Below are 12,130 nucleotides of genomic sequence, written 5' to 3' on the forward strand. Positions count from 1 at the left end.
TAGATATACTACGTTTAGTTCTGTCATTAAATGAAGGAATATCGCATGAGCAAGATCTACGAAGACAACACCCTAACGATTGGTAACACACCTCTAGTCCGCCTAAACAAAGTAAGCAAAGGTAACGTCCTAGCTAAGATCGAAGCTCGTAACCCAAGCTTCAGCGTTAAGTGTCGTATCGGTTCAAACATGATCTGGGAAGCAGAAAAAGCAGGTACGCTTAAGCCAGGTATTGAGCTTGTTGAGCCTACCAGTGGTAATACAGGTGTTGCTCTTGCATTCGTAGCAGCAGCGCGCGGTTACAAGCTAACACTAACAATGCCTGAATCAATGAGCCTAGAACGTCGTAAGCTGCTTAAAGCTCTTGGCGCAAACCTAGTGCTAACTGAAGCACCAAAAGGTATGAACGGCGCGATTGCTAAAGCTGAAGAGATTGTTGCTTCAGACCCAGACAAATACCTACTACTACAGCAATTCAATAACCCAGCGAACCCACAAATTCACGAACAGACAACTGGCCCTGAAATTTGGGAAGCAACGGATGGTGAGATCGATGTGTTTGTAGCCGGTGTAGGTACAGGTGGCACTATCACTGGAACAAGTCGTTACATTAAAGGTGAAAAAGGCAAAGCCATCACTTCTGTAGCTGTTGAACCAGCAGAATCTCCAGTGATTGCACAGGCACTTGCAGGTGAAGAAATCAAACCAGCACCACACAAAATCCAAGGTATTGGCGCAGGTTTCATTCCTGGCAACCTAGATTTAGACATTATTGACCGTGTAGAGTCAGTAACTTCTGAAGAAGCTATTGAGATGGCTCAACGCCTAATGAAAGAAGAAGGTATCCTAGCGGGCATCTCATCTGGTGCAGCAGTAGTAGCAGCAAACAGAATTTCGGAACTGCCTGAATTTGCAGGGAAAACCATCGTTACTGTACTACCAAGCTCGGGCGAGCGTTACCTTAGTACGGCCCTATTTGCTGGTATCTTTACGGAAAAAGAGAACCAACAATAATATGTGGTCAAATCAATTTTTCGTCCAAAAAAGCCCCATTTAGGGGCTTTTTTGTTGATCCCTGCCTCACCTTTGGTAATATCGGGTCTGTTTTATTTTTCGCTTCAAAATAAAAGAAGCAATAAACAAATTCTGAAAGTCATGAGTACTCAACAAAAGACGACCATGGCTGGATAAAAATTTATAACCAGTCTAAGTTCTAACACGAACATGGCGTACTAGCCTCTAGCGCATTTGAGCTAAAGCAGTTAAGCTAAATCTGGTTACAAACTTACAAAAAATAAATTAATTGGGGTATATAAAATGTACGAGAAGCAAGTAGAAATCACAGCAGAAAACGGTCTTCACACTCGTCCAGCTGCACAGTTTGTTAAAGAAGCAAAATCTTTCGACGCTGACATCACAGTGACTTCTAACGGCAAAAGCGCTAGCGCGAAAAGCCTGTTCAAACTACAAACTTTAGGCCTAGTAAAAGGTACTAACGTTACTATTTCAGCTGAAGGCCCTCAAGCTCAGCAAGCTGTAGACCACCTAGTTGCTCTTATGGATCAACTACACTAATACGGTCTCCTTCTTTCAAAGCCATTTTGCACAGCAAAGTGGCTTTGTTCGAAATAGATAGCAACTCGAAATAGATAGCAATAAGCGCGACATTAGTCGACGACTTAAAGTCACACATTCTCCCGTTTACAGTTGAACAACTAAGGTAAGGCTATGATTTCAGGCATCCTAGCATCTCCTGGTATTGCTTTCGGTAAAGCACTACTACTTCAAGAAGATGAAATTGTCCTAAACACTCAATCTATCTCAGACGATCAAGTTGAAGCAGAAGTTCAGCGTTTTTTTGACGCTCGTAGCAAATCTTCTCAACAACTTGAAGTTGTAAAGCAAAAAGCACTTGAAACTTTTGGCGAAGAAAAAGAAGCAATCTTTGAAGGCCACATCATGCTGCTTGAAGATGAAGAGCTAGAAGAAGAGATTTTAGCACTCATCAAGAAAGACAAAATGCACGCAGACAACGCGATCTACACAGTGATCGAAGAGCAAGCTGTTGCACTTGAGTCGCTTGATGATGAGTACCTAAAAGAACGTGCGACTGATATCCGTGATATCGGTACTCGCTTCGTTAAAAATGCACTAGGCATCAACATTGTATCTCTAGCAGATATCAATGAAGAAGTTATCCTAGTTGCTTACGATTTAACGCCATCTGAAACGGCACAAATCAACCTAGACTACGTTCTTGGTTTTGCTTGTGACATCGGCGGTCGTACATCTCATACTTCAATCATGGCACGTTCACTTGAGCTTCCAGCTATCGTTGGTACTAACGATATTACTAAGCAAGTTAAGAACGGCGACATGCTTGTGCTAGACGCGATGAACAACAAGATCATCATCAACCCTTCTGACGCTGAATTAGCAGAAGCTAAGAAAATCAAATCTGATTTCGAAGCAGAAGCAGTTGAACTAGCAAAACTAAAAGATTTACATGCTGAAACTCTAGACGGTCACCGTGTAGAAGTTTGTGGCAACATCGGTACAGTAAAAGACTGTGACGGTATCCTGCGTAACGGCGGTGAAGGTGTTGGTCTGTACCGTACTGAATTCCTATTCATGGACCGTACAGCACTTCCTACTGAAGAAGAGCAATACGTTGCTTACAAAGAAGTAGCGGAAGCAATGGAAGGCGAGTCAGTGATTATCCGTACTATGGATATCGGTGGCGATAAAGATCTTCCATACATGGATCTTCCAGAAGAAATGAACCCATTCCTAGGCTGGCGTGCAGTACGTATCAGCTTGGATCGTCGTGAAATTCTACGTGACCAACTACGCGGCATTCTTCGTGCATCTGCACACGGTAAGCTACGTATCATGTTCCCAATGATCATTTCTATTGAAGAGATCCGTGAACTGAAAAAAGCAATCGAAGAGTACAAAGTTGAACTTCGCGCTGAAGGCCTAGCTTTCGATGAAGAAATCGAAATCGGCGTAATGGTTGAGACTCCAGCAGCTGCTGCAATCGCACACCACCTAGCGAAAGAAGTATCTTTCTTCTCTATCGGTACTAACGACCTAACGCAATATACTCTTGCGGTAGACCGTGGTAACGAAATGATTTCTCACCTATACAACCCACTATCTCCAGCGGTTCTTCTTGTTATCAAGCAAGTAATCGATGCTTCTCACAAAGAAGGTAAATGGACAGGTATGTGTGGCGAACTAGCAGGTGATGAGCGTGCAACTCTACTTCTTCTTGGTATGGGTCTAGATGAGTTCTCTATGAGCGGTATCTCTATCCCTAAAGTTAAGAAAGTAATCCGTAACTCTAACTTCGCTGAAGTTAAAGCTATGGCTGACGAAGCACTATCTCTACCTACAGCTGCAGAAATTGAAGCTTGTGTAGAAAAGTTCATCGCTGAGAAAACTCAGTAATCACCAAGAGCTTAATGAAGTTAGACGGCTAAAAATAGTCGTCTAATTTGTTAGATTGGTATAGTATATTCTACAGAATAAAACTAAACGTTAGGAGCATGACACAATGGGTCTGTTTGACAAACTGAAAAAGCTTGTATCTGATGACAGCGCTGATGCTGGTGCAATCGAAATCATCGCACCTCTTTCTGGTGAAATCGTAAATATCGAAGACGTGCCAGATGTAGTTTTCGCTGAAAAAATCGTTGGTGATGGCATCGCTATCAAACCAGCTGGCGATAAAATGGTAGCTCCAGTTAACGGTACTATCGGTAAGATCTTCGAAACTAACCACGCATTCTCTATCGAGTCTGACGACGGTATTGAGCTTTTCGTTCACTTCGGTATCGATACTGTTGAACTTAAAGGCGAAGGCTTCACTCGTGTAGCTGAAGAAGGTCAATCTGTTAAAGCTGGTGACACTATCATCACTTTCGACCTAGCGCTTCTAGAAGAGAAAGCGAAATCTACGCTTACTCCAGTTGTTATCTCTAACATGGACGAAATCAAGGAGCTGAACAAGCTTTCTGGTTCTGTAACTGTTGGCGAAACTCCAGTTCTTAAAGTAACTAAGTAATCCCGATTACTTATCTACTTTAATTAAAACGCTACCTAAGGGTTAATGCCGTTCGGATAAGCATTACTGCTTGAATCTGAACGGATATTTGGCTGGGACAAAGAGGACTGAACGTGGAAACGTTCGGTCCTTTCTTTTATCTGGAAGAATGAAGTGACTCAAACTTTCTCTCATCCTTTTCAGTTTTACAGGTAGAGTTCCGTCTGGACTTAAAGCTAACCAACGTAATTGCGCATCAATAAGGTTAATTGCGGCGGTAAAACTGACCCTAGTCGCTCGAACCCCGGCTTCTGAAGCTATCTTAACCATCTCTAATCGCACTAAGTTATAGGCAAGTAATACGCCCCAAAGCTCTTGCTTCACACCGGCAGAAAAACGACTTCGTAAAGTGACGTGACTTTGCAGTTGAGTCTGTTTAATTTCACCATAACCTTCTTCTATCTCCCAGCGTTGCCAATAAATACGCAGCAGGCTTTCTAGCGAGTATTTACTAGGGTCTGTAAGTGAAGTAATAAAACCTTTTATCTCACCTTTTGGCTCTTGATATAGGACTAATCTGGCTTCCCAACGTGCGGGTAAATTCGGATTCTGCCGTTGAGCTTGAGGAGAGATAGGCATTGAGATAAGCATGTCGTTCTCCGCATATTTCTCCAACACTTCATAGCGTAGTTTACGTTTTGCAGGCATTAACCAGTGCGCATTTTCCGCACTCTCTTGCCAGGACAGCAAAAGGTCTGCCGAGAAATAACAACGATCAAATAAGGTCAATGAGTGTGCGGGGATGTCATTGAATAGGCGCTTAGCTAAGGTCGTTTCACCGACATGACAACCATCAAAAGCCGCCCCCATAATCATTCGAGTTTCTGTTGACATCAAAGCGACTAAACGAAGTTGAGGGTAAGGTTTCAATTTTTTGGAGATGAACCCAAATTGTTCAGCGTTCTCTGGGGAATCCTGACACCGAAATGTTGTTCCATCGACAGCAAGAACATTAAGCTCTAAGTCTTTGTCTTGTTGAAGGATATCTCCGTTCCAAGCCTTTACCGTTGTGTGAAACAGAGCCGCTAACGGACTCTCATCTAGACGTCGGCGTGAATCAGTTAGGACACTGGGTGCAACACGAGACCAGCTATCTTCAGGTTTAGGCTGAAGTGCAATGTCTAATGAACTGCATACCTCTTTGATAGACATGTTGCGTTGCAGCCCCATCCAAATAACTAACCAGACAGCTTGCTGAGCGGGAAGTCGGCGTCGTCTTATGCTCGCTTTATTGGTTTCAAGAAGAGCTTGTTCTATCCACTCAATCTGAATGGCGTCGACGACAGATTCATAATTGTCGGCATCTTCAATGGTCTCGTGTGCCATTGCTAATTCTTGTTCAAGCATAAAAAATCCCCATCAACGTTGTTGATGGGGATTATCTGCTAACTGCAAGATCGTTCAAGTCTTCTTAAACGATCGGCATTATACCTAAGGGTGGCGTTTTTTGTGCCTGCTATATTTGTTCGAGTTCCTTAACCGACGGTTCTGACTGCCGCTCTTCACCTCATTGTAAACAGCCCCTCAATAAGCCACAGCAATACCAATCCTTAATTACCAATAACCGCCCTACTTTGTTATTAAGCCAAGTTAAACGCCTTCCTAGGCGCTGAACCTGCATGTTAGATCATGCGGTATGACTTCAGGTAGACAACAGATCTCTGATATCTCGCTCAGCTCGATTTTGAGATGACGAATGTTGACCGCATTACTTATTCCTGATTATTCACCTATATGAAAGGCAGTTAGCGCTATCTCGTTTATTATCTTTCGACCACAACAAGAGCCTGACGTCTAATCCGAATCAAGCCTCGACCAAAAGCAGATTTCTGATACCTCGCTCTGCTCGATTCTGGAATGACGAAAGGCTGCTTCAATGCAATAGATGATGGAAGTATCATTTCCCGATCCCGTCATTCCCTACAGCGAGGCACGAGCGTGATAGGGAATCTGGTTTTACCCGAACCACCAACACTACTATTTATCCCAACACACCTTTCGATAGATACTAGGCAATAAAAAACCCAGCCGAAGCTGGGTTTATTTAGCGCTCATCTCTCACCACGAGCTAATTTGTGGAAGCCTAACATTGACGCTTTGGTCAACGTGGCCTTTCAACCGATTAACCTAGTAGGCTAAGTGCCGAGTTCGGAGCTTGCTTCGCTTGAGCAAGAATCGAGCTTGAAGCTTGAGAAAGAATTTGAGACTTAGTCATATTCGTCGTTTCTTTCGCGAAATCGGTATCTTTGATACGGCTCTTAGATGCATTAACGTTTTCGTTGATGTTATCTAAGTTGTTAATTGCGTGGTCGAAACGGTTTTGGAAAGCACCAAGCTCAGAACGGTGGCTATCTACATATTTCAGTGCCGCATCGATAACAGCTACAGATTCTTGAGCACCACCAACAGACGTTACGTCGATAGTATCAACCGTTACTTGCTTAGCCTCTAGCGTTTTTGGGTCCTCAGGTTTCGCACCTGCTGTCATGCCTAGTTCATCTGATAAAGCACCAGAAAATGCAATTTCCCCTTCAACTTTGTTGTTACCAGCGAAGATTTGAAGTTTACCTTCTTCATCGATTGACGCTTTTACTAAGTCTTGTTGACCGTTAATGTAAGTCGCTAGCTCTTCGATATCGTCGCCTGCTTTAGCAGAGATGTTGATTTCTCGTTGGTCACCGAAGCTGTCTTTTAATGACATGGTTAAGTCATTAGCACCAGCTGCTACACCCCAATCTTTACCTTTAGCTTCTGTAAATTGGTAGCTGTTGCCGCCCATTTGGTCGTTATCAGAACGCATATCTTTCAGTTGAAGCATTACTGCCTCACCATTATCCGCACCAATTTGGAATGATTTAGTACCATGAGTACCGTTAAGCAGTTTGTTACCACCAAAAGATGTAGTTTCAGCGATACGATTTAGTTCATCGTTAAGCGCCGTTACTTCTTCTTGAATTGCTACACGATCAGATTTGGTATTTGAACCGTTTGTTGATTGCAGAGACAAGTCACGCATACGTTGTAGAATGTTTGATGTTTCATTCATCGCACCTTCTGCCGTTTGAGCGATAGAGATACCATCGTTCGCGTTACGTACAGCAACATCAAGACCGCGGCTCTGAACATTCAAACGGTTCGAGATTTGTAGGCCAGCAGCGTCATCTTTTGCGCTGTTGATTTTAGAACCTGAAGATAGGCGTTCCATTGATGTTTGTTGAGCGCTGTTTGCACTGTTTAGGTAACGTTGTGCTGTCATTGCTGATACGTTGGTATTTACATTCACTGCCATGGTGATTTCTCCAATTGATTTTCCGGTATAGCGGCTTCCGACGTCTCGGAAAACCAAGTAGTTATCTCTAAGTTACTTTTAATAACGGCGTGAATGCTGAAACCTTTAGAAAAAAAGCAACAAAATTAAAGAAATAGCGAGAAAGGATAAGAAAGCGTGACTGGCAGTGAAATTATCAAAAAAAGATGAGAAAAAGGCTAAAGTTGTCGAAAAGTCAGCCGGGGGAAATATTGTATTTTAATTAACCAAAGGACTTTAGTTAACCGAGAATACCTTTATAAGAATTAACCTAATTTATTAGCCTAGCAGCGTTAAAGCTAAGTTCGGCGCTTGCTTAGCTTGAGCTAAAATAGTGGTACTGACTTGCTGCAGTATTTGTTGTTTGAGCATTTGAGTGGTTTCTTTGGCGTAGTCTGTATCTTTGATTCGACTGTTTGATGCCCCCAAGTTCTCATGAACATTTTCAAGGTTATTAATCGCATGATCAAAGCGGTTTTGCATCGCCCCGAGTTCAGAACGGTGACTATCAACATACTTCATCGCTGTATCCAAAATAGACACGGCGCGCTGTGCTCCACCAACATCAGTGACATTAATATCATCGACTGACTCGTAAGAGCCCGCTGACATCGACAACTCATCAGCTAAAGAGCCTGAGAAAGAAATCGTGCCTGCAGTATCTTCGCCAGACATGTAGATCTGAAGCTGCCCCTCATCATTCACAGAAGCGGACACGAGATCCGTTTGACCATTAATGTAAGTCGCCAACTCTTCGATATCATCGCCCGTTTTCGCGTTAATCGTGATCTCTTGTGGCTGACCAAAACGGTCAGTAAACGACATTGTCATATCATTCTGATCGGGCTTCACTTCCCACGTGTCATTTGCCATGCCGTTGGCAACATAGCTAAAACCACCCATGTTGATGTCGTCAGTACGCATGCTTTTTAAGCCGATCTGCACAGCCTCACCTGAACTGCCACCAATTTGAAATGACGAACTACCAAAACTACCGTTAAGGAGTTTTTTACCGCCAAATGAAGTAGTTTCAGCAATTCGATTCAACTCATCATTTAAGGCGGTGACTTCTTCTTGAATAGCTGCCCTTTCCGATTGGCTATTCGAACCATTAGTCGCTTGCAGTGACAGATCTCGCATGCGTTGCATGATATTGGTGGTTTCGTTCATCGCCCCTTCTGCAGTCTGCATAATGGAAATACCGTCGTTAGCATTTCGAACGGCAACATCAATACCACTCATCTGAGTTTCTAATCGATTCGAAATTTGTAAACCAGCCGCGTCATCTTTAGCACTATTAATACGACTCCCTGAAGCTAAGCGCTCCAAAGATTGGTTCAGCATGTTATTAGCATTAGAGATATTCCTCTGTGCCACTAACGCCGAGACATTCGTATTAACTGTTATAGCCATAGACCTTCACTTGCAAAAAATGAATAAAACTCACGATTACTCTTGTATCGACCAATTCATATAGAGCTTTAATAAAGAAAGGGAGCCTCGAGGCTCCCTTTCTTTATTGCTGATGAGGCGATTTACTTAATCGTTAATGCACTCAACATATCAGTCGAAGGCGCAAAGTAGTAAGCGCCTGTCACTGCTCTAGTAAAGCGAAGCAGTTGGTCTGTTTTACCATCAGTTGCGCCGTACATGCTCTCTAACATCGCATCGAAGTTATGGCGAACATTACAGTAAGCAATGAACAGTAAGCCGTGATCGCCTGTTGCTGTGCCGTAAGGTAAGCTGTGACGAACAATTTTAAGGCCCTTGCCTTCTTCTTTGATATCCACACGGCCAACGTGAGACGCCGCTGGCACATCATCTAGCTCGATAGAATCAGGTTTAGTACGACCAACCACTTTCTCTTGTGCTGACACGTTCAATCGATTCCAAGCTGGTAGGTTGTGCACAAAACGCTGTACCATCACATAACTACCACCAGCAAATTCACCTTCAGGAACAATCGCGACTTCAGCGCGCTGTGAGTCTTTCGGGTTTTCAGTGCCATCCACGAAATCGGTCATGTCACGAGAATCTAAGAAGCGGTAACCGTAAGTTTCATCAACCACTTCAACGTCTGCTGCGACTTCAGCTAGCAATTTGCGTAGGATGAAGAAGTGCAGGTCATGTCGGTTTGAATGACAGTGAATCAGAACATCAGACAGTGTGCTCGGTGCTGTGATATCACCTTCACCAAGCGCAGGAAAATCAATTAGATCAGAGGGAGCAGCTTGCTCTAACTTATCCCAAAAAGCCTTTGAGAATGCAACCGACGCCGTTAAGTTCGCATCTGGTTGAGTTTGATTAAGCTCGTCGATTAGAGTCGGAAGCTTTTGAATTTCCGCTAATACGCTAGCAGCGTTAGCGTTCACTTTAAGTTGAACGTAAAGAGCGAAAGGCCCAGCTTCAGGCAAAATAGCACTTTGAACGTTAGGCTGCTCATTTGAAACATTAAGCATAGATTATTCCTTCCAGTTTTAGCTTCTAAGTATAATTGTGAATGGTACAAATGTTTTGATGAGAATCAGTCTTCGAGCTCAACCACTTTAAAGCAATCCCTAGCGGCATGACTATTGGTTAAATAAAGCGCTAACCAGAGGAGCAATAATAGAGTGATAGCATTTGACCAACGGAACCATCCGTTATCCAAATAGATTAAATAAATTGTGTGGGAGCCCTGTGCCAAGATAGCCATTATGGTAACCCAACGTCCCCATGACACGACTTTGTTAAGGCGCTTTCTCTCTGGCGTTCTGAGTCCAAACAACCACATCAATAACAAACTAGGAATGCTCAACGCAATTCCGACATAAAACATCTGGTGGTCTGGATAGATGGTTTCAAGAATATCCGTTCCCGACTCTCGGCTTGCGCCCGCAACAATGAAAACGACCAAAGCTTTCGCAAGAAATAGCCAACCTAACCATAATAAGATTGGGGCTTTCAAAAAGCCGTGTTTATCGTATTGTTCTATGGAGTACCGCACAACTCTCACTTTCACTTGTTTTCAAACCAACACTTTAACGCAAATCATTCATACTTAACTAGGTTTGCGTTATCTTATTGGTTAATCCGTTTTAATTGTCGAACTCAGTATGAAAAAGAAAACTAATACACCATCTGTTGAATCTCAACAAGAAGCACTGAAGATAGCCAAAGCGACGCAAAAGCCAGCTCAAACCAAAGAACAAACAAAATTAATTGCTCAAGGTATCGAGAAAGGCATCGCACTCTATAAAAAGCAGCAAAAAGAACGCAGCCGCCAAGCCGATAAAGCAAGAAAACGCGTACAGAAAGAGAAGCAGACTCAACAAGCGAATCTAGACGAAGAGAACAATGTAGACGCAAGTATTGAAACAACATCAAATCACGCCAGTAAATTACCGTGGTTACTATTGATCGCAAGCTGGGTTGGTTTCGCGATTTATTTGATGAAATAGCAGGGTAAGTGTATGAAAAAGGAATTAGTCGCTTTGGCTATGACTGGAATGTTAGTCGGGTGCACGACACCGACATCAGTACCGCATAGCGAATCTGACCAAGTACAAATGGATTACCACGGCCTGATTGATATCAACAAGTGCGAATATAAAGGGGAAATCACCGGTAGCGAAGGCCACTGGTATAGTTACCTGTTTTACCCGAATGACATCTTAATTCAAGGCGCAATGAATGAGCTTAAATCCAATGCGATTGAGCTAGGTGCCGACACCGTGATATTTACACTGCCCCAAGATTTTGCGACTTCCGTAACCATGTTAGGCACCGCTTATCGGTGTCGCTAATTCGACTTATCACTGATCGTTAGAAAGAAGAAAGCCAGCTTTCGCTGGCTTATGCACTAAATCCAAGGCTTGTTGCTATATCGCCTTTACGCTGGATAACCCATTGACTGTCAAATGGCCCCCAGTCGGATAATTGGTAATAGCCATCATTATGACGTCGCCCATCTTGAACAAACATAAGTTCAATACCGATCCCCGGTAACGCCTTGAGTACATCTTGAATAGTACGACGAGGCCACCCCGTTTTTTCGATGAGTTTAGGCACATTTGGCCTATCAAGGCTTTCCACTAACAATGCTAAATATAGCCGCCTTGCAAAAACAGGACTCAACTCCATTGACACCTCCTATATATGTGCAACTCAATTATTTCTTTTTTTGCTGACAACATGTTGAGGCTGATCAATAAGTCTCCAATAGTGACATTTTCTTACTGTTTTTTTTCACTCTATGAAATATTCCTCACTCTATTTTGTCTGAATTGCAGCTTCCTGATAGGATTCAACTCATAACAACGAAATAAAATCACCCAAAGGAAGAATAATGACTATCACTATGTTTGGCATTCCGAACTGCGACACCATCAAAAAAGCAAAGAAATGGCTTGAAGCTGAAGGTATCGAGTTCGAATTTCACGATTATCGCAAACAAGGCATCACTGAAGAGTTGGTTACAACCTTCTGTTCAGAGCTTGGCTGGGAACTTGTATTGAACAAACGTGGTACGACTTACCGCCAACTTTCTCAAGAGCAAAAAGACACGCTAACGGAAGAAAAAGCCGTGGCTCTGCTTGTTGAACAACCGGCAATGATCAAGCGCCCAATTTTGAACGTTGATGGCAAGCTTCATATCGGCTTTAAAGCTGATCAATATGCCGCTATTTTTGCGTAATTAGCAGTATTAGAATAAATAACAAAGCGTTGAACCTCCC

At 43.0% G+C, this 12,130-nt stretch carries 13 protein-coding genes; 7 read left to right on the top strand and 6 right to left on the bottom strand.

All coding sequences use genetic code 11. From position 1 onward, the window contains the following. Nucleotides 1-45 precede the first annotated feature (45 nt). From cysK to crr, 4 genes are all read left to right on the top strand, one after another. Nucleotides 46-1,014, top strand: coding sequence for a cysteine synthase A (gene cysK, locus OCV44_RS10605; RefSeq protein WP_012604562.1), 969 nt, complete (start codon nt 46-48; stop codon nt 1,012-1,014). A gap of 303 nt (nt 1,015-1,317) precedes the next feature. Continuing rightward, nucleotides 1,318-1,575 (top strand): HPr family phosphocarrier protein, encoded by a 258-nt coding sequence (locus OCV44_RS10610; RefSeq protein WP_004734263.1) that lies wholly within the window; start codon nt 1,318-1,320, stop codon nt 1,573-1,575. A gap of 153 nt (nt 1,576-1,728) precedes the next feature. Next, nucleotides 1,729-3,453: a phosphoenolpyruvate-protein phosphotransferase PtsI gene (ptsI, locus tag OCV44_RS10615; RefSeq protein ID WP_139685996.1), complete on the top strand. Its 1,725-nt coding sequence runs from the start codon at nt 1,729-1,731 to the stop codon at nt 3,451-3,453. 106 nt (nt 3,454-3,559) lie between these two features. After that, entirely contained in the window at nt 3,560-4,069 is a 510-nt protein-coding gene (gene crr, locus OCV44_RS10620; RefSeq protein ID WP_009847364.1) for a PTS glucose transporter subunit IIA, read from the top strand. Between the two features lie 63 nt (nt 4,070-4,132). Here crr and OCV44_RS10625 read toward each other — a convergent pair whose 3' ends face one another. From OCV44_RS10625 to OCV44_RS10645, 5 genes are all read right to left on the bottom strand, one after another. Continuing rightward, nucleotides 4,133-5,455 (bottom strand): IS4-like element ISVbsp1 family transposase, encoded by a 1,323-nt coding sequence (locus tag OCV44_RS10625; protein ID WP_261900919.1) that lies wholly within the window; start codon nt 5,453-5,455, stop codon nt 4,133-4,135. Nucleotides 5,456-6,230: 775 nt separating this feature from the next. Beyond that, nucleotides 6,231-7,397, bottom strand: a complete 1,167-nt coding sequence (locus tag OCV44_RS10630) for a flagellin (RefSeq protein WP_139685948.1) — start codon at nt 7,395-7,397, stop codon at nt 6,231-6,233. 297 nt (nt 7,398-7,694) lie between these two features. Further along, entirely contained in the window at nt 7,695-8,828 is a 1,134-nt protein-coding gene (locus OCV44_RS10635; RefSeq protein ID WP_139685949.1) for a flagellin, read from the bottom strand. Between the two features lie 122 nt (nt 8,829-8,950). Next, nucleotides 8,951-9,874 carry a Dyp-type peroxidase gene (locus OCV44_RS10640; protein ID WP_139685950.1) on the bottom strand — a complete coding sequence of 308 codons (924 nt, stop codon included), beginning with the start codon at nt 9,872-9,874 and terminating at the stop codon, nt 8,951-8,953. Nucleotides 9,875-9,939: 65 nt separating this feature from the next. Then, the gene (locus tag OCV44_RS10645) at nt 9,940-10,401 is read right to left on the bottom strand and encodes a DUF2919 domain-containing protein (RefSeq protein WP_139685951.1); all 462 of its coding nucleotides are present in this window, start codon (nt 10,399-10,401) and stop codon (nt 9,940-9,942) included. Nucleotides 10,402-10,510: 109 nt separating this feature from the next. Here OCV44_RS10645 and OCV44_RS10650 point away from each other — a divergent pair, with 109 nt between their 5' ends. Further along, on the top strand, nt 10,511-10,855 hold the full coding sequence (locus tag OCV44_RS10650) for a DUF2956 domain-containing protein (RefSeq protein WP_139685952.1): 345 nt from the start codon (nt 10,511-10,513) through the stop codon (nt 10,853-10,855). A gap of 12 nt (nt 10,856-10,867) precedes the next feature. Further along, complete coding sequence (locus OCV44_RS10655) at nt 10,868-11,200, top strand: DUF4156 domain-containing protein (RefSeq protein ID WP_139685953.1); 333 nt, start codon at nt 10,868-10,870, stop codon at nt 11,198-11,200. 49 nt (nt 11,201-11,249) lie between these two features. On the opposite strand, the gene OCV44_RS10660 is transcribed toward OCV44_RS10655, so the two are convergent. Further along, nucleotides 11,250-11,537, bottom strand: a complete 288-nt coding sequence (locus tag OCV44_RS10660) for a winged helix-turn-helix domain-containing protein (protein WP_004734273.1) — start codon at nt 11,535-11,537, stop codon at nt 11,250-11,252. Nucleotides 11,538-11,742: 205 nt separating this feature from the next. Here OCV44_RS10660 and OCV44_RS10665 point away from each other — a divergent pair, with 205 nt between their 5' ends. Next, on the top strand, nt 11,743-12,090 hold the full coding sequence (locus OCV44_RS10665; protein ID WP_139685954.1) for an ArsC family reductase: 348 nt from the start codon (nt 11,743-11,745) through the stop codon (nt 12,088-12,090). Nucleotides 12,091-12,130 lie beyond the last annotated feature (40 nt).

The sequence above is a fragment of the Vibrio tasmaniensis genome, assembly GCF_024347635.1.
Classification (GTDB): domain Bacteria; phylum Pseudomonadota; class Gammaproteobacteria; order Enterobacterales; family Vibrionaceae; genus Vibrio; species Vibrio tasmaniensis.